The 23,772-nt window shown below is 53.6% G+C and carries 24 protein-coding genes; 10 read left to right on the top strand and 14 right to left on the bottom strand.

All coding sequences use genetic code 11. The features are described 5' to 3' along the window. Nucleotides 1-405: 405 nt before the first annotated feature. Nucleotides 406-1,581: an acetyl-CoA C-acetyltransferase gene (locus HV213_RS05795; protein ID WP_181484995.1), complete on the bottom strand. Its 1,176-nt coding sequence runs from the start codon at nucleotides 1,579-1,581 to the stop codon at nucleotides 406-408. Nucleotides 1,582-1,825: 244 nt separating this feature from the next. Next, entirely contained in the window at nucleotides 1,826-2,698 is an 873-nt protein-coding gene (locus HV213_RS05790; protein WP_181484994.1) for a LysR family transcriptional regulator, read from the bottom strand. Nucleotides 2,699-2,794: 96 nt separating this feature from the next. Between HV213_RS05790 and HV213_RS05785 the strand changes: the two genes are divergently transcribed. From HV213_RS05785 to mrkJ, 6 genes are all read left to right on the top strand, one after another. Continuing rightward, complete coding sequence (locus HV213_RS05785; RefSeq protein WP_181484993.1) at nucleotides 2,795-3,256, top strand: multidrug/biocide efflux PACE transporter; 462 nt, start codon at nucleotides 2,795-2,797, stop codon at nucleotides 3,254-3,256. A gap of 137 nt (nucleotides 3,257-3,393) precedes the next feature. Beyond that, nucleotides 3,394-4,623, top strand: a complete 1,230-nt coding sequence (locus tag HV213_RS05780) for an amino acid permease (RefSeq protein WP_181484992.1) — start codon at nucleotides 3,394-3,396, stop codon at nucleotides 4,621-4,623. A 113-nt stretch (nucleotides 4,624-4,736) separates the two neighbouring features. Further along, nucleotides 4,737-5,609 carry an aldo/keto reductase family oxidoreductase gene (locus HV213_RS05775; protein ID WP_181484991.1) on the top strand — a complete coding sequence of 291 codons (873 nt, stop codon included), beginning with the start codon at nucleotides 4,737-4,739 and terminating at the stop codon, nucleotides 5,607-5,609. A gap of 502 nt (nucleotides 5,610-6,111) precedes the next feature. Beyond that, nucleotides 6,112-6,813: a flagellar brake protein gene (locus tag HV213_RS05770; protein ID WP_181484990.1), complete on the top strand. Its 702-nt coding sequence runs from the start codon at nucleotides 6,112-6,114 to the stop codon at nucleotides 6,811-6,813. Between the two features lie 5 nt (nucleotides 6,814-6,818). Beyond that, a complete protein-coding gene (locus HV213_RS05765; RefSeq protein ID WP_181484989.1) occupies nucleotides 6,819-7,403 on the top strand; it encodes a helix-turn-helix transcriptional regulator in 585 nt (194 codons plus the stop codon). Between the two features lie 140 nt (nucleotides 7,404-7,543). Further along, the gene (mrkJ, locus tag HV213_RS05760) at nucleotides 7,544-8,260 is read left to right on the top strand and encodes a cyclic-di-GMP phosphodiesterase MrkJ (RefSeq protein WP_181484988.1); all 717 of its coding nucleotides are present in this window, start codon (nucleotides 7,544-7,546) and stop codon (nucleotides 8,258-8,260) included. Between the two features lie 82 nt (nucleotides 8,261-8,342). On the opposite strand, the gene HV213_RS05755 is transcribed toward mrkJ, so the two are convergent. The 7 genes from HV213_RS05755 to HV213_RS05725 form a co-directional block, all read right to left on the bottom strand. After that, nucleotides 8,343-8,993 carry a fimbrial protein gene (locus tag HV213_RS05755; protein ID WP_181484987.1) on the bottom strand — a complete coding sequence of 217 codons (651 nt, stop codon included), beginning with the start codon at nucleotides 8,991-8,993 and terminating at the stop codon, nucleotides 8,343-8,345. Between the two features lie 14 nt (nucleotides 8,994-9,007). Continuing rightward, nucleotides 9,008-10,003 (bottom strand): fimbrial protein, encoded by a 996-nt coding sequence (locus HV213_RS05750; RefSeq protein WP_181484986.1) that lies wholly within the window; start codon nucleotides 10,001-10,003, stop codon nucleotides 9,008-9,010. After that, nucleotides 9,994-12,480 carry a fimbria/pilus outer membrane usher protein gene (locus tag HV213_RS05745; RefSeq protein ID WP_181484985.1) on the bottom strand — a complete coding sequence of 829 codons (2,487 nt, stop codon included), beginning with the start codon at nucleotides 12,478-12,480 and terminating at the stop codon, nucleotides 9,994-9,996. Before HV213_RS05745 ends, HV213_RS05750 begins: the two co-directional genes overlap by 10 nt. A gap of 11 nt (nucleotides 12,481-12,491) precedes the next feature. Then, nucleotides 12,492-13,193 carry a fimbrial biogenesis chaperone gene (locus tag HV213_RS05740; RefSeq protein WP_112217404.1) on the bottom strand — a complete coding sequence of 234 codons (702 nt, stop codon included), beginning with the start codon at nucleotides 13,191-13,193 and terminating at the stop codon, nucleotides 12,492-12,494. A 221-nt stretch (nucleotides 13,194-13,414) separates the two neighbouring features. Continuing rightward, the gene (locus HV213_RS05735; RefSeq protein WP_181484984.1) at nucleotides 13,415-14,026 is read right to left on the bottom strand and encodes a fimbrial protein; all 612 of its coding nucleotides are present in this window, start codon (nucleotides 14,024-14,026) and stop codon (nucleotides 13,415-13,417) included. 409 nt (nucleotides 14,027-14,435) lie between these two features. Further along, nucleotides 14,436-15,143 carry an ArsR/SmtB family transcription factor gene (locus tag HV213_RS05730; protein WP_181484983.1) on the bottom strand — a complete coding sequence of 236 codons (708 nt, stop codon included), beginning with the start codon at nucleotides 15,141-15,143 and terminating at the stop codon, nucleotides 14,436-14,438. A 41-nt stretch (nucleotides 15,144-15,184) separates the two neighbouring features. Continuing rightward, the gene (locus HV213_RS05725) at nucleotides 15,185-15,502 is read right to left on the bottom strand and encodes an antibiotic biosynthesis monooxygenase family protein (protein ID WP_181484982.1); all 318 of its coding nucleotides are present in this window, start codon (nucleotides 15,500-15,502) and stop codon (nucleotides 15,185-15,187) included. Between the two features lie 383 nt (nucleotides 15,503-15,885). On the opposite strand from HV213_RS05725, the gene HV213_RS05720 reads away from it, so the two are divergent. Next, nucleotides 15,886-16,095 carry a YdgH/BhsA/McbA-like domain containing protein gene (locus tag HV213_RS05720; RefSeq protein WP_181484981.1) on the top strand — a complete coding sequence of 70 codons (210 nt, stop codon included), beginning with the start codon at nucleotides 15,886-15,888 and terminating at the stop codon, nucleotides 16,093-16,095. 224 nt (nucleotides 16,096-16,319) lie between these two features. On the opposite strand, the gene HV213_RS05715 is transcribed toward HV213_RS05720, so the two are convergent. Further along, complete coding sequence (locus HV213_RS05715) at nucleotides 16,320-17,204, bottom strand: EamA family transporter (protein WP_181484980.1); 885 nt, start codon at nucleotides 17,202-17,204, stop codon at nucleotides 16,320-16,322. An 80-nt stretch (nucleotides 17,205-17,284) separates the two neighbouring features. Between HV213_RS05715 and HV213_RS05710 the strand changes: the two genes are divergently transcribed. Next, nucleotides 17,285-17,791: a MarR family winged helix-turn-helix transcriptional regulator gene (locus HV213_RS05710; protein WP_181484979.1), complete on the top strand. Its 507-nt coding sequence runs from the start codon at nucleotides 17,285-17,287 to the stop codon at nucleotides 17,789-17,791. A 325-nt stretch (nucleotides 17,792-18,116) separates the two neighbouring features. Here HV213_RS05710 and HV213_RS05705 read toward each other — a convergent pair whose 3' ends face one another. Further along, the gene (locus tag HV213_RS05705; RefSeq protein WP_110276398.1) at nucleotides 18,117-18,578 is read right to left on the bottom strand and encodes an Lrp/AsnC family transcriptional regulator; all 462 of its coding nucleotides are present in this window, start codon (nucleotides 18,576-18,578) and stop codon (nucleotides 18,117-18,119) included. Between the two features lie 150 nt (nucleotides 18,579-18,728). Here HV213_RS05705 and HV213_RS05700 point away from each other — a divergent pair, with 150 nt between their 5' ends. Then, nucleotides 18,729-19,340: a LysE family translocator gene (locus HV213_RS05700; protein WP_181484978.1), complete on the top strand. Its 612-nt coding sequence runs from the start codon at nucleotides 18,729-18,731 to the stop codon at nucleotides 19,338-19,340. A gap of 94 nt (nucleotides 19,341-19,434) precedes the next feature. On the opposite strand, the gene HV213_RS05695 is transcribed toward HV213_RS05700, so the two are convergent. From HV213_RS05695 to HV213_RS05685, 3 genes are all read right to left on the bottom strand, one after another. Further along, nucleotides 19,435-19,707 carry a GNAT family N-acetyltransferase gene (locus tag HV213_RS05695; protein ID WP_110276387.1) on the bottom strand — a complete coding sequence of 91 codons (273 nt, stop codon included), beginning with the start codon at nucleotides 19,705-19,707 and terminating at the stop codon, nucleotides 19,435-19,437. 11 nt (nucleotides 19,708-19,718) lie between these two features. Further along, nucleotides 19,719-19,949, bottom strand: coding sequence for a 4Fe-4S mono-cluster protein YjdI (yjdI, locus tag HV213_RS05690; protein ID WP_139540215.1), 231 nt, complete (start codon nucleotides 19,947-19,949; stop codon nucleotides 19,719-19,721). Nucleotides 19,950-20,031: 82 nt separating this feature from the next. Continuing rightward, nucleotides 20,032-22,761 (bottom strand): LuxR C-terminal-related transcriptional regulator, encoded by a 2,730-nt coding sequence (locus tag HV213_RS05685; protein WP_181484977.1) that lies wholly within the window; start codon nucleotides 22,759-22,761, stop codon nucleotides 20,032-20,034. Between the two features lie 162 nt (nucleotides 22,762-22,923). On the opposite strand from HV213_RS05685, the gene HV213_RS05680 reads away from it, so the two are divergent. Continuing rightward, nucleotides 22,924-23,703, top strand: coding sequence for an acetoin reductase (locus HV213_RS05680; RefSeq protein WP_110276384.1), 780 nt, complete (start codon nucleotides 22,924-22,926; stop codon nucleotides 23,701-23,703). Nucleotides 23,704-23,772 lie beyond the last annotated feature (69 nt).

Below are 23,772 nucleotides of genomic sequence, written 5' to 3'. Positions count from 1 at the left end.
TTTTTATGAAACTGCATTTTATTTTTTAAGTAATAATGTTTTAGTGATCGAGATCGTAAATATTTGTTTCAAAAAATATGGCACAGCAAGACGTGACCGAGCTCAACAAAATAGAGTGTTGTGAGAGGATTTGGCGGGGAAAATCGATCAACAGTAAAAACAAAAAAGCCTCCACGAGGAGGCTTAGAAAAATCACACCAGAATGGGCTTATACCCTAAATAATTCGAGTTGCAGGACAAAACGGTTAACCGTTTTGAACAGCGTTTGCGCTGGCCCTGAAAGGGTGAGTCCCGTAGGGACGAATCACGCGGCAAGGGCGTAAGTCCCCAGGAGCATAGATAACTATGTGACTGGGGTGAGTGCACGTAGCAAACACATAAGCAACTTGAAGTATGACGGGTATATTAGCGCTCGACCGCCAACGCAACGCCCTGACCGCCGCCAATACACAGCGTGGCAAGCCCTTTGCGGGCATCGCGTTTAATCATCTCATGGACGAGGGAAACCAGGATGCGACAACCAGATGCGCCAATCGGGTGGCCGAGAGCAATCGCGCCGCCGTTCACATTGACCCGTCGTTCATCCCACTCCAGCACCCTACCTACCGAAATAGCCTGGGCGGCAAAAGCTTCATTGGCTTCGATAAGATCGACCTCATCTAACCTCCAGCCCGCACGCTCCAGACAGCGGCGGGTCGCATGTACCGGAGCGATCCCCATCAGCGCCGGATCGACGCCGACGCTGGCAAAGGCGCGGATCCGCGCCAGAATCGGCAGCCCAAGCTCCTCGGCTTTGGCTTCGCTCATCATCATCACCGCCGCCGCGCCATCATTAATACTCGACGCATTGCCTGCGGTGACCGATCCGAGTCGATCGAAGGTCGGGAGCAGGCTGGCCAGCCCTTCAGCGCTGGCATCAACTCGCGGCTGTTCATCGGTATCCACCAGCCGCGCGGTACCGTTGAGCTCGGTTGCTATCGGCACAATTTCATCGCGAAAGCGGCCAGAATCAATCGCCCGCCGCGCTTTATGCTGTGAGCTGAGCGCCCAGGCATCCTGCAACTCACGGCTGATGCCGTACTCTCGCGCCAGATTCTCTGCCGTGACGCCCATATGATAATCGTTAAACGCATCCCACAGGCCGTCGTGGACCAGGCTGTCAATAAGCTGGCTATTGCCTAACTGCGCGCCGGTCCGACTGTCGGTCAATACATGCGGGGCGCGGCTCATATTCTCCTGACCGCCAGCAATCACCACATCCGCTTCACCGCACTGAATCGCCTGAGTTGCGAGATGCAACGCCTTCAGTCCGGAGCCGCAGACGTCGTTGATGGTAATAGCAGAAACGGTATTCGGCAGCCCACCGCGAATGGCCGACTGACGCGCCGGGTTTTGCCCGGTGCCCGCAGTCAGGACCTGACCGAGGATCACCTCATCAATACTTTGGGGATCGACACCGCTGCGCTCGACTAACGCTTTCACCACCACGCTGCCCAGCTCCACCGCCGAGTGGCGCGATAATGTGCCCTGAAAACAGCCTATTGGCGTTCGCAACGCGCCGACGATTACGACATCTTTCATCCTCTACCTCTGCTCCGCCCCTGCGCAAAGAAACAGCATCATAGTAGTGAATTGTTATCAAAAAATTTCGTAATTGTTTAAAAAAAGTGAGGGAAATCACAAAGATTATGGGCGATTTTAGCGCCTGGGGCCGCTGACAAACCTGTTTTGCGCATCGTGCCCGCTTTTCTGTCAGGTGGCGGCTAGCGCCTTACCTGACCTACGAAAACCCAGCCCGGCACCGGGCAATTGCGAAGGAGGCTTTCTATTCGCGCCCGTGCTCCTGCAGATGCTGACGCAGCCAGCTTCCCGCTTCTCCCGGCGGCGCTTTCTTGTTCCACAGTAAATCAATAGAAATCGCTCGCGGCCAGCCGGCAATGTCCAGCGTCACCAGGGTGCCGCTGCCGGCAAACTCCTCCACCAGCGCGCTGGGCAAAATGCACCATCCCAACCCCTGCGCCGCCATGCTGAACAGCAGCAGATAGTTCGGGGCCGACCAGACCTGCCCCCTCGCCGGTTCCGCAGTACTTTCCAGATAGGTACTTAAGCGCAGCTCCCGCCAGCTATGCAGTTCATCCCAGCTCACTCTGCCCCGGGCCGCCAGCGCGTGATCGGGAGCGACATAAATAGCCATCTCGGTTCGCATCGGCAGGCGGGTACTGCCGATTTCCGTCGGATAACTCTCTCTGGCCTCAATCAACCCCACCTGCGCCCGCTCTTTTTGCAGCAGGTCGACAACATCCTCATCTTCGCCAATCAGGCACTCAAATTCGGTATGTGGAAAACGGCGGTCAAACTGCGCCAGCAGATCTTCAAGCACATCGGGATGCAGGGTATCGGAAAGCACAAAAGTCAGCCGCGCTTCCGTTTCGCCGGAGAGCGAAATCGCCAGCTCATCCAGCCTGTCGCTGGCCGCCAGAATGGCTTTGACATAGCTCAGTACCTGTTCGCCCTGCGGCGTAAGCGTTGGTTGCCGGGAGCTGCGATCGAAGAGCGTCACGCCAAGATCGGCTTCCAGGTTGGCGATCGCCGTACTGATGGTGGACTGACTTTTCCGCAGCCGCCGCGCCGCAGCAGAAAACGAACCGCAGGCGACGGTTTCGACAAAAGCGGTTAAGGATTCGGGAGAATAGCGCATGAACTATCTACTTTATCGATGGGTGCTATCTTTTGTTTATCATATTTTTCCATAAAATGCCGGGTAAATTCTTATTAAGGCCAGAGGTAACAAGCCATGCAACAACATAACGTACAGCGTAAAACGCTGACGGAACGCGTCATCCACGCGATCAGCTTTGAAGGTCTCGCGACCCTGATTCTCGCCCCTACTGCCGCATGGCTGATGCAGCGTTCGGTCGTTGAAATGGGCGGACTGAGTATTCTGCTGGCGACCGTCGCGATGATCTGGAACATCATCTATAACGCCATTTTCGACCGCCTGTGGCCGGTGTCGCGCGTGGTGCGTAACCTGCACGTCCGCGCGCTGCACGCCATCGGCTTTGAGGTGGGTTTTATCTCCATCGGCGTAACCCTGGTGGCGCTGGTGCTCGGCGTCTCGCTGTTGCAGGCGTTTATGCTGGAAATCGGCTTTATGCTGTTCTTCCTGCCCTACACCATGGCGTTTAACTGGGCCTGGGATACGCTGCGCGAGCGCGTCTTCAAGCATCGCCAGCAACGCATTATCGCCCGTAGCTAACCTTTTGGCGGATCGCCGGTACGTTAACCGACGATCCGCCGCTTCATTTATCCACCAGAAACTATCGCCGCAGACGAATCATAAATGTGATAAATTGCACTCCTTTTTGTTCGTTTTCTGGTTGATAAAGTCGCATAATGTCTAAAATTTGGTCTAAAGAAGAAACTCTTTGGAGTTTTGCCTTATATGGCACTGCTGTAGGCGCTGGCACGTTATTCTTGCCGATCCAACTGGGATCCGCTGGCGCTATCGTTCTGTTCATCACCGCACTGGTCGCCTGGCCGCTAACTTACTGGCCGCATAAAGCACTGAGCCAGTTCATTCTCTCCGCCAAAATCGCGCCAGGCGCTGGCATTACCGGGGCCGTTAATCACTATTACGGAAAAAAGATCGGTAACCTGATTACCGGGCTCTATTTCCTCGCCTTTTTCGTGGTCATCCTGATCTATGCCGTCGCCATCACTAACTCGCTGGCCGAACAGTTAGCCAGGCATGTGCCCATTACGCCAGGCATGCGGGCGCTGCTCAGCCTGAGCGTGGTGCTGGTGCTCAATCTGATCTTTTTGATGGGCCGCCATATCACTATCAAAGTGATGGGTTTTTTAGTGTTCCCGCTGATCGCCTGCTTCCTGTTCCTCTCCATCTATCTGATTGGCAGCTGGCAGCCGGAGTATCTGACCAGTCAAATGCAACTGACCTCGCACACGTTCCACCAAATCTGGATCTCCATTCCCGTGATGGTTTTCGCTTTTAGCCATACGCCAATTATTTCGACTTTTGCTATCGACCAGCAGGAGAAATATGGCGAGCAGGCCATGGGTAAATGCAAAAAAATCATGAAGGTGGCCTACACCCTCATCTGCGCCAGCGTACTGTTTTTCGTTTTTAGCTGCCTGCTGTCGATACCGACAACCTACATTGAAACCGCTCGTAACGAAGGGGTGACCATTCTCTCCGCGTTGTCAATGATGCCAGGCTCCCCGGCATGGCTGGCGGTCACCGGGATTATCGTGGCGGTAGTGGCAATGTCGAAGTCGTTCCTCGGCACTTATTTTGGGGTGATTGAAGGGGCCAGTGAAATCGTCAAGACGTCGCTCGGCCAGATTGGCATTCGTAAAAGCCGCGCGTTTAATCGGGCGATGTCGATCCTGCTGGTTTCGACGCTGACCTTTGTCGTCTGCTTTATCAATCCCAACGCTATCTCGATGATTTATGCCATCAGCGGTCCGCTCATTGCGATGATTCTGTTTATCATGCCGACCCTGTCGACCTACCTTATTCCAGCACTAAAGCCTTACCGCTCAGTGGGTAACTTTATTACCCTGGTCATCGGTTTGCTGTGCGTTTCGGTGATGTTCTTCAGTTGATCCCCCGTGCGGCGAAGGCTCTCTTTCGCCGCACTTTCTGCCAATATTCTTATCTCCCCAATCCTCCTGGCGGGCATACACTTAGGGCCTGCACACCATCAGGGGGAGTTTCTATGTCCAGCGTAAAATTATCCGGAACCGGCACCTTAGGCGATCGTCAGGTTTATCGCCTGGGATACGGGGCAATGCAGCTTGCAGGACCGGGCGTCTTTGGTCCGCCAAAAGATCCTGAGACGGCTATCCGCGTGCTGCAAGAAGCCGTCGCCTCGGGGGTTAATCACATCGATACCTCCGATTTTTACGGCCCGCATGTCACTAATCAACTGATTCGCAAAGCGCTGCATCCCTATTCTGACAAGCTATGCATCGTCACCAAAGTCAGCGCTCGCCGTGATGAAAAAGGCAATTGGTTGCCTGCGATGTCCCCCGCAGAACTGACCCAGGCGGTGGAAGATAACCTGCGCAATCTGGGCCTTGACGTTCTGGAGGTGGTGAATCTGCGCAGTATGCTCAGCGCTCATGGCCCGGTTGAAGGTTCGCTGGAAGGGCCATTAACCACGCTGCTGGAGCTTAAAGAGCGCGGGTTAATTCGCCATATCGGGCTAAGTAACGTCACCGCCAAACAGGTGGCGGATGCACAAAAACTCACGCCCATCGTCTGCGTGCAGAACCAATATAATGTCGCGAATCGTCAGGATGACCCGCTTATCGATGCGCTTGCAGCGCAGAATATCGCCTGGGTGCCGTTCTTCCCGCTCGGCGGTTTCACGCCGCTGCAGGCGCAAGAGCTTAATGACGTCGCCGCCGCTCTGGACGCCACGCCAATGCAGGTCGCTCTGGCCTGGCTGCTACAACGCTCACCGAATATCCTGCTCATCCCCGGTACCTCTTCGTTACAACATCTGCGGGAAAACCTTGCCGCCGCTGAATTAATCCTGCCGGCCGATGCCCTGGCCACTCTGGATAACCTCCAACCGCAATCCTGATTTGCATACTTCGGCAAATGAAAATTTGCCGAAGCCTGCTCCTTAATATTTGCCTGGAATTACCTTAAAGCCACAGGCACTATACATCCTACAAATTAGCGTTATTCTCGACGGATAACCCTATATACCCTAAATAATTCGAGTTGCTTAAAGGCGGCAAGGAAGTGAGTCCCCAGGAGCATAGATAACTATGTGACTGGGGTGAACGAGCGTAGCCAACACATAAGCAACTTGAAGTATGACGGGTATACACAGCATAGTTTCATACTTTTTGACAAGCCTCCTTATTGGAGGCTTCTGTCGTTTTTGTCTCATCAAATTTTTCGAACTCTTGATTACAGGAAAAACAATATCCCATTCAAAGTTTATACAAATCAATTTAGCGATAAAGATAGCTAATAACATCAAATGCTCATAAAAACACCTGGTTAACACAATCAGAATGTTTGTATTGCCATATAAAAAAATCAACCAGACACAATAACTTTCACAAGGATTTCACATGATAGAGGGAACGATAAAGACCAGTAAGTATGAAATTATTGCTATTTTCAGGGAAGAACTCCGAAAGCAAGCAGAGATAGAAGTATTTGTTAATAACAAAAGCACTATTACTCAGCTAACGCGCGTGGATTTTGCCGAATTCCATATCTCAACCACCAGCAAAATCCCTCCAGGGCATAAAGTTAAATTTATTTTGCATAGTGATTCAGGAAAAATCGAATTCAGCGCGGTGTTAAAGAAAAATTATGCGTATAGCGAGGGAAAATGCAATAAGGTCGCATTTACCTTACCCGAATGTATCCAGGTGGTGCAACGCCGCCGCGATCCCCGGTTCCGTCTTCGCCACGAACATGAGTTTTTCTGCCATGGCCGACATAAGAATGGCGAAAACTATCTTTTCGAGATCAAAGACATTTCAGACGGCGGTTGCGCATTAATGACTAAAAACCCCAATCTCAAATTCCTCAGCCACAATGCCGTTCTCAAGAACGCCATTCTGGCACTCGCCGAATATGGTGAGATTACCGTAGATTTGGTTATAAAGAATGTCGTTATGGTGACTTTAGATGATAACGAGGAGCGGGAAAGCTACTACCAGATTTCTTGCCAATTTACATTTCGCCATCTTGATAACAAGAAGAGAATAGAGAAAGTGCTGCTCGACTTGATTATGGAAGCCAAGAGAAAAAAGAGAGTCTAAAGACATTGGAAAGTATATTACTTTACACCGATGACAATATTATCGGGCGATCAATCCAGGATTACCTGGTTGATAATGAGAAATATGTCACCCCCCTAAGCCTCCAGGATATTGTTACGGGTGCCCATCTCCCTCTGGCGGGTACTGTTATTGTTAACCTCATCCATAAGGATATCTCTGTGGCCACGACGGTCGCATTACTCAACACGCTACGCGTGCACCTCGCACACTGCGCAATGCGGGTTCTGATTGTAAAAAATGAACTCGCCAGCTTATGTCGTGAGCTTATTGACCTGGAAAACTTATTGATTTTGACGGAAAAATCCTCCTTATCGGATTTCTCAGCCATCATCAATCGTCCTTTAACTGCCAGCGACAGCCAGGGTTTATGCACTCAGCGAAAGCTGACAGCCAGAGAGCTTCAGGTTCTGGAGTTAATTATTGCCTGCAACAACAATAAAAGAATCGCCGTACTTCTCAATATTGACCATAAAACGGTACATAGCCATAAGGTTCACATTATGAAAAAACTCGGAATGAATAGCTCACGGATAATGCATGCCAGAATAGTCAACATGTATCATTGTTGAGAACAAAATATGCAGGTGACCAATCAAAACCCGATAATTCATTGGCAATCAGCCTTTAATAATCATTCCCATCGGTAGAAAGGTCACCTATAATAATCTGATCCTCTCTTTACCTCTGACCTGATTTCTAACGAGAGATAATGAACGCAACTCTGTTTTCCGACCATAATTTATCACGTAGCGATATAGCAGTTCGTTATGTCTTTCAGAAAATGTTCTCCCCACAAGGCGTACTTGTCGCCGTTGAGTGTCTGAGCCGTTTTGATCATATACCTATTTCTCCTGAAAATTTCTTTCGCTATGCCAATTCGGGATTACGAGAAAGCATATTTATGGAGCAACTGGCACTAATCGAAAAACATAAGCAATGGTTTCTCAAAAATGGTATTTCAGCCACGATTAATGTCGATGATCATATTCTCAACGTTTTACTAAGACCTGAGATTAAAGAAATCGTCGAACAACTCGGCTGCGTTCATTTCGAAGTCACGGAAAACTCCAACAAACTGTTGAATAATGCTCTCGCCTCCTGGAGCGATCCACAAAGCACCTCGCTGTGGCTTGATGACTTCGGCTCTGGCTATGCCGGCATTAACGCTATCCGCGGTTATCATTTTGATTATGTCAAAATTGATAAAAACTTTTTCTGGCATTTAATGCAAAAAGATTCTGGCCGGCCTTTAATGGATGCGTTGGTGACCTTTCTTTCGCGTAATCACCATAATGTCATTATTGAAGGTGTCGAAACTGAGGCTCATAAAAAGTGGTTACAAGGGATGGAATGGTTTGCTATTCAGGGGCATTACTGGAAAGAGGTCAGCATTGAGCAACTGGTTAAAGAAGATATTACGCTATAAAAAATGCAGAGACGTATTTCCCTCACCCCGGCCCTCTCCCACAGGGAGAGGGAGAAAACCAGTCCGACTTTTACTTGCCGAATTAATTATAAACCAGCTCCCAGGTCGCCCAACTGGTTAGCAAACCACTGGTCGCTTTTTCTGGTGCAGGCGTCACGTAGCCGATGTAATACGTAAACACGCCGCCATTGACTGCTTTCTCCACCAGCGGCACCCGGTTTTGCTGTGGATCGGCCGGGATAATTTTATTGCTCTTATCCAGCGTATTATTATCGTTGGTCGCCAGCGCCAGAAAAATATGACTGGCCCCATCCGCCCGCGTATTAGCCAGATAACCGGCATTTTCATTGCTGACGGAATTGACCATAAATCCGTCAATCCAGCGCACGTTCACCATGCGGATTTCATTTTCATCCGCCGCGCCGCCATCATGGCGTAACTGGCAGTTCGATAACTCCAGGGTGAAGGGCTGCGGCTTCATAAATGCCCCCGCGCCGCGATCGTGCACTTCCGCCAGGCTTACCGGCGCCAGCCAGACGCTACCGCTGCCCGCATTGTTGCCGCCGTTGAGCGCCACGCTACAGGAGATATCGGTCACCCGACCGGCAAAATCTACCCGCCCTTGTTCATAATTCGTCTCAAATCCCCACGCCGAAGAGGCCACAAGCGCCCCGCCCATCAGAGTCAGTTGGATGAGTCTTTTGCTATTTTTATACTGTGCTGAATCACTCATTCCCGCCTCCCGAATTAATCGTACGTCAGGTTAAAGATCATGTGCGACTCCACCTCACCGGTACTGGTGGTCGGCGCATATTGATAGAACCGCGCATGGAGAGGCAGGGTGATATAGCGTGTCTCCTGCGTACGCAGCGACCCGGTACTGTATTTCTTATTGAATTCCAGCGGCGCGCCATCCTTCAGGACCTGAATCCCAATCCCTTTCGCAAGCGATGTACCGGCTTTTTCATTCAGCAGCGCCCCACGGGTTAAGCTCGTGCCGGTCGCCAGGGAGCCGGAGAACGAAGTCTGGATATTGGCGTATCCCGACTCGCTTAAGCCACCGCTGCACTGCAGCTCAATATTAAAATCTTTGCCCCCGGCGGTAGTACCAACACCGTTGAGATCGCTGCGCTTGATGGTGCCGACATCAACGTTCATGTTTTTGCCGCTCAGAATAGTACACGAGGGCGAAACCACGGTGATGGCGTTGGCGCTGAGGCGCGTTTCCAGGATTGGGTTGTTGCCGCTCTCCCAGTCGTAAGAGGTATATTTACCCGCTGCCAGAGTACCGCTGCCGGTGACGGCGGCGGTTTTAATCACTTCAAGGGTAAAGCGAGAGCCTTCCAGTGAATAACTAGTAGTCCTGCTGGCGTAGTTGGAGAAGACATCAGGGTAGATAATATTCACCGTCGCGCCGCCGCGGCTAAAACGCAGGCCAATGCCCGGCACGTTAGTGGAATAGATTTTATTCCCCAGATCGGTCGCCCCGGTCGCAACGATTTTTGCCACAAAGCGGTTATTACCGGTGGTACAGCTATAGCTTGCCCCGCCCGGCGCCGACATCGTCCAGTCGCGGGAAACGATAACTGACCCCACCGGTAAATCCGGTGGAACAACGACTCGCCCGACGACCATATCCAGGCTCACCGTCGGCTGCGAAAGGCGCGAACAGGATGCCCATGCCGACGTCGTCCCCAGCGCCATTAAGCCAATAAAAAGCGTCAGTTTTTTACTTAGCGACATAGCGTTTCCTTTGTTTTTTCCTGACTCAAATCCACCGAACATTGTCCACCGCTCCACTTAACCGTGGCCTTCGGTGCGCTGGCGTCGCTGATAAACATCATGCTGCCCTGTCCTACCACGCCGATTTCCTTCCCGGTAGCGTCAAATATCGTGGCGCCGAACGGTAGAGGCTGACCATTCGCCTGACGCACCTGCAACGTAATGTTGTTTTGCACCGTGGTATCGAAAGAGACCTTGACCACGCTGCCTTCCCACGGCACCACCTGCGCCACGGTACGGTCAAAGGCGACATCGTCGTTGCTGCCTTTCGGGTCAATTTCAACGGAGTTAATCCGGTAAGGCCGCAGATACGGCAGAATGGCGTAGCCGTTGCTGTCAATGCGGGTCCCCGGCGAACCCGGCAACATCGCGCCAGCGGCATCCTTCGCTTCGATCAGCGCCATGGTGGTGCCGCTTTCCGGTGAGAACACCACGCCATGCTGGTGAGCAATCAGCGTCCCGCTAGCGCCCAGACCACTCTGGCGATAACCCTCGCCCTGGCTATAGCTGCCATTCAACGTGGTCCACGGGGTACGATAGCTGCCGTTCAGCGCCACATCGTGCTGACCGCCGGTCGCCGTGGTTGTCGACACGCCGTAGTTGAGGTTGTTTTCGCTATCCAGCGAACCGTTGACGCCAATCTGCGAGCTGGCGAAGCGCGAATTATTAAACGAAGTATTTGACGTCAGGTTGGCGGTGCGATTCTCACCAAACCATAACGGATAGCTAAAGTTGAGCGAAACCCGATCGTCGCGACGATGGCCAGAGCTATCTGGGGTATAGACGCGCTGCGCGCTGACCGACCACGAGAGACGACCGTACATGTTGTTGTAACTAAACTGGTACTGCTTCTCGGTTCCGGAACGGTTCCAGTAATCCGCCACCCGGCCGCTCAGATAAAAACCGCCCCAGCCGTCCGGCAGATTCTGGTTAACCGTGAAGGTCATACCGTTTTTCTGCCGCCACACGGTGTAGTTGCTGTTACGGTTCTTTTCCTGATCGACCGCATACAGCGCGTCGTTCAGGTTGTAATAGCCTTTGGTGGAGTAGCGATATGCCGCCAGCACGATGCTGGTTTGAGTCTCGGTAAACATGCGGTTAAAGGTGGCGCGATAGCTTTGCCCCTGCTCGTCGAGGGTGTCACTCTTCAGCCGCGAATGGGTAACATCGAACGACAGCGCGCCGATGCCGGTGTTCATGCCGGTACCCAGCAGGAACGCCTGATAGTCATCAAAGCCGGTCACGCCGGTATAGCCGGTAAACAGGTTATTTAAACCGTGCTGCCAGGTTCCCTGGTAGAGCATCGGTTTATTGCGCAGCGAACTATCATCGACCTTACCGGCGGAGAGCGCATAGCGGGTCATCCCGGGGCGCAGCAATTGCGCCACCGACGCATAAGGCACGCTAAACACCTCAACCGAACCATCGGCCTCTTTAACCGAAACTTCCAGGTCGCTACCGTAACCAGAGGGATAAACATCCTGCAGGGTAAACGGCCCCGGCGGCACGGTGGTCTGATAGATAATATTGCTGCCCTGACGTACCGTGACCAGGGCGTTACTTTGCGCCACACCGCGGATTTCTGGCGCGTAGGAACGCATGCCGTCCGGGAACATATTGTCATCGGTCGCCAGGTTTACCCCACGCAGGCCGATGGTGTCGAAGAACTCGCCGTTGGTAAAAATCTGCCCGCCGCTGACAATCGAGTTAATCTGTGGAATCGGCCTTTGCAGGTAGGTCTGGTTGCTGTTCCAGTGTGCTTTCCCCTGCTGCTGCTGCCAGTTCAGATTACCAATGTGCTTAAGCAGCCACCCATCCCAGGAAAAACCCGCGTTGACGCCAAGATACGCGCTGTTGTTATCCGAGCTGTTTGCCGATGAGCTGTGGCTGTTCCAGGCGTTGGCCATCCAGCCTAAATTCAGCGCCGCAACGCCTTTATCCCAGAACTCCGGGCTGACAAAGTTTTTAAGGCGCTGATCTTCGTAAATTTGTGGTACGGAAATATCCAATCTCAGGGAGGACTGAATCAGGCTATCCTTGACGTTTTCTTCGTTACGCCACTCTTGCAGACGGCCGCAGAAGCCCTCTTTTTCGCTCAGTTGCGGGTTGAACTTCTCCGGCGAGATACCGTATTGCATCAGCATCGCTTTGGTGTAACAGACGCCCATTTTGCCGTCTTTACCCACGGCGACTTTCAGGTCGTAGCGACCTTTCCACTCGCCGTTGGTGTACACGTCCAGTGAATAGACGCCCTCGGAGATGGCGCTGGTCGAGAAGCGCGACAGATCGACCTTTTCGCGGCTGCCGACGATAAAACCATCGTTAAACTGATAGACAGTTCCCGGGTTTTCCTCTCCGCTGGAAAATGGCGGAAAGCAGCACAGCGCAACCGCAATGGCCGTGCTTAATCTTCCCGGGCAGATTGACCTCTGCTTCATGATCGTTTCCCTTATTTGACGGCAACTTTCACTGCGACATCTGCGCCATAGTCATTAATGTTGTTAACGGTCAGGGTCTCGCCTCTGTTCACCGCGGAAGAGAGAGCGATGGTCTGGCTAGACTGCGGGGCAAACATCACCGTTTTGCTGTTTAGCGCTTTGCCGCCGTCGCGGGAAATACGGCTTACGGTGACATAAAAAGGCGTCGGATTACTGACGGATAAATTGTTGCCATTTGCGGAAAGAACTAATTTCTCTGCTGCCGCGTCGCGGTTGCCTAATCCGTTGGGACGATAAATAAATTTAAAGCGCGAACGAATCGCCAGTTGCAGAATATTTTGCCCTTCATTTTTCTGGCTCGCCTCGACCGGCGGTATTTCCAGAAGGTTCAGCCACCACAGCGTTTCTTTATCTTTCGCGAGTCCCGCGTTGCTGCCGAGCTTAATACGCAGGGTCTGGCCGCTTTTCGCGTCAACGCGGGAAATAGGTGGGGTGATAATAAATGGCGTCGTAATAGTATCCGGCGTCGCGTCGGCATTACCGTTATCCAGCCAGGCTTGCGCCAGCGCCGGACGGTCGGCGGTGTTGGAGAGCTGCACCGTTATTTCTTTTTCATTTCCTGGATAAATAAAGCGGGTGCCGTTAACAATAATATTATTGGCATGGGCCGCAAAACTAAAAATGAAACAGAAAAAAAGGGCAATACGCTTCATGCTGACCTCAGAATAAAAAATAAGCGGCAGCAGTGGCCGCTTTATAATTTGTTGTATACCCTAAGTAATTCGAATTGCAGAAAGGCGGCAAGAGAGTGAATCCCCGGGAGCTTACTCCAGTAAGTGACTGGGGTGAGCGAAAGTAGCCAACGCATATGCAATTTGAAGTATGACGGGTATATACCGCCCCGGCGCGAGGCGGTCTTATTTTTCAGTCGATATTACTGGTAGGTAATTTCGTAAGTCGCATAGCTGTTAACCACGCCGGTAGTGACGGTATCCGGAGTACTGGTGGCGTAACCAACGTAGTAAGTGAAACGTGCGCCATCCGCTACGACAGCAGTATCACCAACAGCTTTCGGTTGCTGATCACCGCTGCCCGGGATGATTTTGTTGGTCAGCGCGATGGCGTTGTCGGTAGACAGAACCAGCTGGATATCCTGCGCGCCAGCCGCTTCGGTGTTCGCCAGGTAGCCCTGTTGTTTGGCGGTTGCGCCAGCCAGCAGGTTACCGCCGGTCCAGTTCACACCCAGTTTGCTCACGTCATCCAGTGCAGTTTTATCAGCAGCCTGGCAGTCAGAAACATCGATAGTGAACGATTTAGGTTTCAGGTAGGTATCTGCGGCAGCCGCTTTAACTTCCGTTAAAGTCACCGGAGCCAGATAAACGTTAGCATTGCTGCCCTGGCCGTTTACGGAAACAGTACAAGAGACGTCGGTAACTTTACCGAAGAAATTAACCTGACCGCCGCCTACATTGGTATCAGCAGCATTTGCCGCAGCCATACCAAAAAACGCAGTCGCCATTGCAGCAGAGAGAAGAACCTTTTTCATTGCCATTTCCTTGTCAGAGTGAATTAAGTATCAATGAGCAAACAGTTAATTCGCACAAAAGTCAGAAGCGATATGCGATGCTCACTTGTGCAACTGTTAATAGAAACTTCGACTGACCGGAAGCCGCAATATTTAAGGCGTCAGGAACGGATTCTATAAAAGAATTCGTCGATGCTGTCGGCGTCAAAGAATGCTATTTTTCGCTGATAAATATACATTTGTTCATGAGGTGTTAATCAATGTAACAGATAGATTGCAACTATTAATGAACGAGAATTGATAGTAAAAAACAAAGTCATTGTTATTTACATTGAAGGGGAGAAAGCGATGTGGAATTAACAAAATAGCTATTTATCTTGTCATAAAAGGCTATTTATCTAGATAGAGAACAATCTGAATAAATCTGCCGCTACGGTCTTTCCACCAGTTGAAAATGCAGGTGCAAGGCACGCCATCCTTCTGGTGTTATCGTCACTTCGCGAAATCCTGCCGTGGTGGTAAACCATCCTTTTTGCTGACCATGCAGTAGCAGCGCCGCCCCAGCCGCACCGCCGAGGTGAAAGCGCCTTTCGCTCCAGTCCAGGCAGCCGCAGCATGCTTTGCGCCGCGATCCCAACGTCACCACAATCCCCAGGCGTGCAAAGTGCGCTTCCCCAATGGACGTCAAGGCGGTTCCATCAGGCGTTATCCAACCTTCGCGCAGGAGAAAATCATACAGCGATACCGCCACCTCCCCGGCCAGATGATCGTAACAAGTGCGTGCGACACGTAAACTGACCGGCGTGCGGGTGGACAACATCACGGCCTGCTTGCCAGCCATAGTCATCATATTCTCCAGCAGTCCGGCGACATCGCTCCCGGCGAGGCGATAGTAGCGGTGGCGACCCTGAGCAAGGCATACCAACAAGCGGCTACTGACCAGGCGGCTAAGATGGGCGCTGGCTGTTGAGGGGGAAATGTCAGCAACGCTGGAGAGTTCTGTCGCCGTCCACGCCCGACCATCCATTAAGGCACAGAGCATTTTCAGCCGCGAAGCATCCGCCATCGCCGAGGCCAGTGCCGCCATGGCAATAGCGAGCGACTCATCGTCTTCAATTATCTCAACCGGTTTTAACATATCGCCTCATCTGGTTTCCCCAACGGTAAACCACAACTTTATTATAGAAGATCGGGATTCTCTGAGCGGTACTCGCGCAGTACCTGAGCCACCCGAATCTGATAGCCTGAGAAGATACTCTCCCGCCCCTCTTTCTGCGCCGCCTGATGGCAAAGGTTACGTTTCCAGGCCAGCACCGCTTCTTCATCCCGCCACCAGGAGAGCGACAGAATTTTCCCCGTCGTCGTCAGGCTTTGAAAACGTTCAATAGCGATGAAGCCGTCGATGGTGCAAAGCAGAGGCTTCAGTTCAGCCGCCAGCGCTAAGTAGCGTTCCTGCTTTGCAAGCGTGACTTCGGCTTCAAAGAGTACTGCGATCATGGTGTCATCCTCGCTTGATCAGTGTGAACGCCACTGTAGCTTGCACCAGAGGTTAATGCTTCGTCGACGGGCGAAGTATGGCTCCCTGTCGCGCGTAAAAAACGGCCAATATATTCACAAAAACAATAATCAATAACCTAAATCGAGAAAACCCTCGCCGTTAACGCAAATTTTCACTCACTGAAAAAACCGCATAAAAATTATTTATCACATTGTTTTTATTGAAAATAAAAAACACATGACGCATTACGCTGTCATCTTATGGTCATGAAAGTGTGATCTAAATCGCACTTTTTGCAACGCGCGTTATAGTTAGCAGGCTTATTATACATCCATCGAAAGCAACAACGCTTTCCACCATAAAAGTTAAAAGGATAAACACCATGAAAAACGTAAAATTACTTGCCGCTGCCGGTATGCTGTCTCTGGTCTCTTTCGCTAGCTTCGCTCAGCCGGTTAGCGTGACTTCAGATACGCTGGATAACGCAGAAGCTAAAATCGCGACCATCGCTAAAGACCAGGGCGCGTCCTACCACATTACCGAAGCTTATACTGGTAACCAGGTTCATATGACCGCTGAGCTGTCTAAATAACCAAATGGTTGCAGAGGGAGCTGCCGGACAGGTCGCCTGAAGGCGGCTAAGTCTGGCTCCCGCCACATAATAAGCACATAGCAATGTCGAGCCCCTGATGGGGCTTTTTTGTTTTTGTCGATCTGGAAAAACTCCCGGTGGTGCTGCGCTGACCGGGCTACGAGTGCCCAGCCGTCTGCAGGACGGTAGCCCGGGCAAGGCGCGACGTGCTGCCTCCGGAGAGGTTACCGACCAACAACCGTTCTCTTACTCGATAACGCCCGTTGAATCGACAACACGCTTAACAACACAATCACCAACCCCACCAGCGCCATTCCCTCTATTTTCTGTCCGAGGAAAATCCAGCCCAATATCACCGCCGTTACCGGACTCAGCAAACTCATCGCCGATACCGCCACCGGAGAAAGACGACCGATTCCGCGAAACCACAGGCCATATGCCAGCATTGCCCCGGCAAGACACAGCCACAAATAGCCCGCCGCCTGAGTCAGCGTCACCTGATGCAGCGGCGGATCGACCAGCAACGCAATCGGTGCCAGAACAATGCCGCCGATCAGCAGCTGCCAGCCGGTCAGCGCAATGACGGGTAAAGAGATCGCCCAGCGCCGCGACAGCCAGGTCCCCAGCGCCATACTGATCGCTCCGAGGAACGCAGCCGCGATCCCCAGCGGATCGAGCGCCGTTTGCGGTGATAGCAGCAACATCGCCATCCCCACGATCCCAGCGCAGGCCGACAACACCGCCACCCAGGGCGATCGTTGGCGATCGACGCACCAGGCCAATAGCATCACCAGTAGCGGCTGAATAGCGCCAATTACCGCCGCCAGTCCACCGGGTAAACGATAAGCAGCTATAAATAGCAAGGCCTGGAACGCACCGATGTTGAGGATCCCGGTGATGCTCAGCTTCCACCATTCGCTGCGCAGCGGAAAGCGGCGGCTCCAGAGAAGCAGAGCGATCCCGGCAGGCAGAACCCGCAGCAGCGCGGCGATAAACGGCCTGTCCGGCGGTAGAAACTGCGAGGTCACAATATAAGTGCTGCCCCAGATGGCGGGGGCCAGCGCGGTCAGCAGCAAATCAACAACGAGATTACGCGAAACAAAGGCCATGATTTTATCTTCACATCAAGGTAAATTGTGGTGTAAGTATGTATCGATAATTATCTTGATATCAAGACAGGTGGGCATTAATGGACAAATCACCACAGACCGACGCCGTGGATCGCATTCTTGAACAGTGGCAACGGGAACGCCCCGATCTCGATTGCAGCCCAATGGGGCCAATCGGCCGGCTGAAACGCTGCGCGATGCTGCTGGAGCCGCGTATTGAAGCGGCCTTTATTCGTCACGACCTGGTGCGTTGGGAGTTTGATATGCTCGCGACCCTGCGGCGGGCAGGCGAGCCGTTTGTACTGTCGCCAACGCAACTGTTTTCAACGTTGATGATCACTTCCGGCACCATGACGCACCGCCTTAAGGTGCTGGAAAAACGGGGTTTTATCAGCCGCCAGCCAAACCCGGAGGATGCGCGCAGCCTGCTGGTCGCGCTTACGCCCGAAGGGAGAACGTTGATCGATAAAGCGGTGGAAAGCCACGTGGAGAATGAGCATCAGCTGCTGGCCGGGCTCTCAACTGCGCAGCGCCAGCACCTGGATGAGGCGCTGGCGGTCTTTATGCGCCTGCTGGAAAAGAGTTGATAGAACCTGTCGCCGTTATTTTCCCGGAGGCGATGCTGCGCATCTGTCCGGGCTACAAAACCGCAGAGCGCGCGTACCCGTAGCCCGGGCAAGGCGCGTCGAGCGCCGCCCCCGGGAAAGCCATACCAACGCAGCTTCCGCTTTTCTCCCGGCTCGCGCTGCGCTTAGCCGGGCTACAGGTTCACAGCCATCTGCGGACCCGTAGCCCGGGCAAGGCGCGTCGAGCGCCGCCCCCGGGAAAGCCCTGCCAACACAGCTTCCGCTTTTCTCCCGGCTCGCGCTGCGCTTAGCGGGACTACAGCATCTATATGGGCTACCGGCCTGATTAACCATTACCCAGCGGAAACGGGCGATCCTGCACGACCGTCTTCATCACCAGCGTCGAGCGTAAGTGCTGCACGCCGGGCATCGCCGAAAGCTTGTCATCATAAAGTTTCTGGAACGCCGGGAGATCGCGTGTGACCACGTGCATCAGATAATCCGGGTCGCCGAACAGGCGCTGAGCCAGCACGATTTGCGGGATCTCTTCCACCGCCTCTTCGAAAGCGCTCACCGCTTTCTTATCGCCCTCTTTTAACGTCGCGAAGACAATCGCCAAAAAATTGAAACCCATTTTGGCGGGATCAAGATTCACCCGATAGCCAGTAATCACCCCTTCTTGTTCCAGCGCGCGCAGCCGTCGATGGCAAGGGGAGAGGCTTAAATTCACTCGTTCGGCAAGCTCAGTTATCGACAGTCGCCCGTCGGCCTGAAGTTCAGCAAGAATTTTTCGATCTATACCATCCATTTGGAAGATACTCCCTTAAAAGAAGATTTATGAGCATAACATTGAAAACTCATTGCGTAATAAAGCCGATATTCTTTCCCTCAAATAGCCACAATTAATGAGGGAAACGACAATGGGAAATCGCCACTATCGCGCAGAGGTGGGCTGTCCATGGAGATGAGCTTTATCGCCAGTTTCTGGCTGGTCTCTTTTCTACTGATCATCACCCCCGGTGCCGATTGGGCCTATGCTATCAGCGCGGGGATTAACGGACGTCGCGTGATACCGGCGGTCGCCGGACTCATGTCCGGTCACCTGTTGGCGACGCTTATCGTGGTTGCGGGTATCGGGGTCTTAATTGCCAACCATCCGCTGGCGCTGTCGACGATTACCCTGCTGGGCGCGGGCTACCTGATGTGGCTGGGCATCGCTATTCTGCGCCACCCGCCAACGCCAAATGCCGAAGAACAGACAATGGGCACCTGGAATCGCTGGGCAGTTAAGGGGCTCTGCATCAGCGGGCTGAACCCAAAGGTTTTCCTTCTGTTTCTGGCCCTGCTGCCGCAGTTTACCGATCCTAAAGGAAGCTGGTCGGTAGCGCAGCAAATGTCGACGCTGGGCGGCATTCATCTGGTGACCTGCACGCTGGTCTATTTACTGGTCGGCTACGGCGCAAAAACGCTATTGGCGACCCGGCCCCAGATGGCACAAAAAGTCAGTATTGCTTCCGGCATGATTATGGTGGCAATAGCCGCCCTGCTGTTCTACGAGCAGTTGAGATAGCGTTCTCTGAGGAATAATTGCAGGATGCCCCCCACTCGTTCGCCCTGATTACGAGTTTGAGGAATTGTTGCGCCAGCTCGCTGGCGCATTAATTTCAGGCGCGGATATCGTCGTACTCGCGAGTATTATCAAACTCATGTTTAGCAAACGGGCACAACGGAATAATTTTCCGCTGCTCGCCACGCATTTTTTCGACCACTTTCGCCACCAGCTTTTTCCCCACGCCCTGACCTTTCAGGCTGGGGTCCACGTCAGTGTGTTCAATAATGCTGAGATGCTCGCCTGTGGGTACAAAAACAATTTCCGCCACCTGATTCCCCTCGGCGTCATTGACGTAAAACTTGTTGTGGCCTTCCAGTATTTCCATCATTTCCTCGCTTATTTGTGGCGATACTTTAGTGCGCCGCTTGGGCAGGTATCGATAACCTTGATGACCGTGGCGACATCCACCTCGTCGGGAACGATCCACGGTTTACGCTTCAGGTTGAAAAGCTTTGCGCTACCGCGCACGCAGTTTCCCGAGTGCTGGCAGAGAGCGGTATTGAAGTAGACATCAATCTGCTCCCCGGTATAGGCGCGATAGCCCGCTTCCAGTAGTTCCTTATCCATGACATTGCCTCAGCTCTTTTTATTGGTTTGGTTGTAAGCATAGTCCTGGACGCTAACGCTGGCTATGGGGGATAAGGTCACGTTAATTTAACAAACGCCACTCTCGTGCCTGATTTACCGCCTGAATACGGCCTTTCACCTGTAGCTTCTCGTAAAGCTGTTTGAGATGCCATTTGACGGTTTCCGCCGAAATGCCCAGCTCGCGCGCAACGCCTTTATTGGAATACCCCTCGGCGATCAAACGCAGCGTTTGCTGCTCCCGTTCGGTAAGACGCAAAGCGGGCGGCTGCGGGCGATTCTCATCCGTGGCAATCCCGGCGGTCGCGAAATGCGATAACAGAGATGGGATATCAGCGGCCAGGTTGTCGTCCGGCCCACCACGTTTAAGTATCTCACTCAGTAGCGAAGCCATCTCCGCCCCGCCTTCCAGCAGGCTGCGCAACAGTCCCTGGTGCAATGCGCGCGAAAGGGCCGGTCGGCAAACAACCACAGCCTGCTCCTGAGCCCCCGCGCGCCAAAGGGCGAGCGCCTGCATCAACCGTAAACGCACGGCAAACAGCCACTCGCCGTTGTGTTCCCGGACGCTTGCTAGTTTATCCAGCTGCCGTGCGGCGGCCAGCGGCTCGCCGGAAGCATAAAGTAAACGACTCTGGCTTAATGCGATATATCCGCCAACCGCATCCTGCTGTTGCGCCTGATTAAGCCCCTGCAGGCGGCACAGCAGCGTTTCGGCAGTTGATCTGTCACCCGCGTGGAGCGACATGGCGAGCCGTTCCGCCAGCAGCGGAGCCTGCGCCCGCAGCCAGCCGCGCTGGGCGGCCAGCCCCTCGGCATGAAGTAATAACGACTCCGCCTTTTCCCGCTCGCCCGTCGCGCGGGCCTGACGGGCCAGCACGATGTAACAGCGGCTAAGGCCGTCTGGCGGGCAAAAGTTATCAATCATCTCCAGGCGCGGGGCGAGCAGGCTCTGGACCTGCTCAACGTCGCCTTTTTCCCAGGCAATCTCCGCCAGTATGGGGGCCAGGGTCGCCCCGCTGCTGGAGTTAACACCGGTGTGCTGTTGCGCATAACGCAGCGCACGCGTGGCCTGCCGCTCCGCCTCGGCGAGATTCCCCTGGCGCAGATAACCCTGCGCCATTACGAACGCCCGGTAGACTTCAACAAAAAGGTTACGGTTGGCGACGCTCGCCCCCGCCACTCGCTGCTGAACATCCAGCGCCTGCTGTGGCCGTGAATCCGCGAGGTGGCAGTAGCTGAGGATGTTGCACACCAGGCCATCGACCCAAACATCGCCGCACGGCACCTCACACAGCAGCGGCTCGACAATGGCAATGCTGCGCGAAATGTTGTCAGCAAAGGCTTCGCAAATCGCCCGCACAACCTGCAACTTTACCCGCGAACTGCGGGCCAGAACATCAGGCCTGGCAGCCGCCTGCATCTCAATGGCATCGAGCAGTTGGCGGGCATCACTAAAGCGGAAACGGTGCGCTAGCGCCCAGGCCAGATTGAGCTGAAGTTCAATGCGCGACGGATCAAGGTTGTCGGGTAGATAGCGGATCCAGCGCACGAGGGTATCAATATCCCCCTCTTCCGCCAGCGACTGCGCCCCGGCCTCGGCATCCTTCGTCGCCGATTTACCGGCAGCCAGCGCGTGGCGAATCGCCTCAGCCCAAAGATGTTGTGAGGCAAACCACCCGCTGGCGCGGTCGTGCAACTGGCGAATATCAATCTCGCTACTGTGCTGCAGGCGGTGCAGTAAGGCGTCACGCATCAGCGGATGATAGCGAAACCAGAGGCCGCCCTCATCCAGCGCCGACAGAAACAGGTTGTGCTGCCCAATCCACGCCAGCATCTCCCTGGCGTTATCTCTGCCGCTAACCGCATCGCATAACGCCGGGTGCAGGCGGTTAAGCAGCGAAGTGTGCAGAAGAAAATCAAATACCTCAGCTGGAAGCGGCGCAAAGATAACCTCTTCGAGATAGCGGGAGATTGACCGCGAGCTGGCGCTAAGCCCCATCGCCGCAGATGAAGAACCGGCGTCATGGGATAGCGCAGCCATTTTCATCCCCGCTACCCAACCTTCCGTCAGCGCAATCAGCCGGGGAATATCCTGCGGATTAAGCGCTGGCGAGGCAGCAAAATAGGCATTGGCTTCGCTGGGATTAAAGCGCAGCTCCGGGTCATACACCTCCAGTAGCTGGTCCTGCATTTGCAGGCGGCTTAGCGCTAAAGGCGGCTGGTGACGGCTGCCGATAATCAGATGCAAAGAAGACGGCGCATGGTTTAGCAGCCAGCTCATTCCCCGCTGAATCGCCGGATCGGTAATACACTGATAGTCGTCGAGAATAAGATATAGCGGGTGCGGGCACTGATTGAGCTGATTGACGAGTTCGGCAAGGAACAGAGCGATATCGGCTGGAAGTTCCCCCTCCAGAGCATGTAGAAAAGGCGAGCTCCAGCCTTGCCACAGCGGTCGTAGCGCCTCTTGCAAATAGCGCATAAACAGCAGCGGCGCGCTGTCATCCTCATCAAGGCTCAGCCAGGCCAGCGCATCACCTTGTCGATGGCGATGCCGATACCACTGCGCCAGCAGGGTCGTTTTGCCAAATCCGGCGGGTGCACAAACCAGCGTCAATCGGCGGGATGTCGCGTCATCGAGGCGCTGGAGCAGACGCTCCCGGGCCAATAGCGTTTCCGGCGAGCGGGGCGGCGTAAAGCGGGTGGCGATTAGCGGCAGCGCGCGCGTGAAGCGGAAAGGTTCCTGCTCAACAAAGGCCGCCAGTGAATCATCCTGTGAGGATAAAAAAGCCATACCGCGATTACCTCTTAATCCAGTCCGTTGGTCATTATCCCCCCCATCAGGGGGGTAGGCCATGCTTATCGTGCCAGATAGAGTAATTCAATTCACTACGTTGATATGACGTCAGTCGCAGAGATCCCAGGTTTATTAATCAGTACAAGGTGAGTACAGAATATGGCTATCGAAAATAAAGTTGCGCTGGTAACCGGCGCGGGTCAGGGCATTGGCCGCGGTATTGCGTTGCGTCTGGCCAAAGATGGCGCGTCGCTAATGTTGGTGGACGTGAATCCTGAAGGGATTGCCGCCGTCGCCGCCGAAGTCGAGGCGCTGGGCCGTAAAGCAGCCACCTTCGTCGCCAATATCGCCGACCGAGATCAGGTTTATGCCGCCATTGACGCGGCGGAAAAGGCGTTGGGCGGCTTTGATATTATCGTCAACAACGCCGGGATCGCGCAGGTACAGGCGCTGGCCGACGTGACCCCTGAAGAGGTTGATCGGATTATGCGTATCAACGTTCAGGGCACCTTGTGGGGCATTCAGGCGGCGGCGAAAAAATTCATCGACCGTCAGCAAAAAGGGAAAATCATCAACGCCTGCTCTATCGCCGGGCATGATGGCTTCGCGCTGCTGGGAATCTATTCCGCGACCAAATTTGCCGTGCGCGCCCTGACCCAGGCGGCCGCAAAAGAGTACGCCAGCCGCGGCATTACGGTTAACGCCTACTGCCCGGGGATTGTGGGTACCGGTATGTGGACTGAAATCGATAAACGCTTCGCAGAGATAACCGGCGCACCGGTTGGCGAAACCTATAAAAAGTATGTGGAAGGTATCGCGTTGGGTCGTGCTGAAACGCCGGACGATGTGGCAAGCCTGGTTTCGTATCTGGCAGGCCCGGATTCCGACTATGTTACCGGTCAATCGATCCTGATCGATGGCGGTATTGTTTACCGTTAAAAAGTAAACCCGGCGCAGCACGGATCTGCGAAAAATTCGTCACGTGCTGATGTTGTGGCTTATGTAGGC

Source organism: Klebsiella sp. RHBSTW-00484, from assembly GCF_013705725.1.
Taxonomy (GTDB): domain Bacteria; phylum Pseudomonadota; class Gammaproteobacteria; order Enterobacterales; family Enterobacteriaceae; genus Klebsiella.
This window is presented reverse-complemented; position numbering and strand designations above follow the sequence as displayed.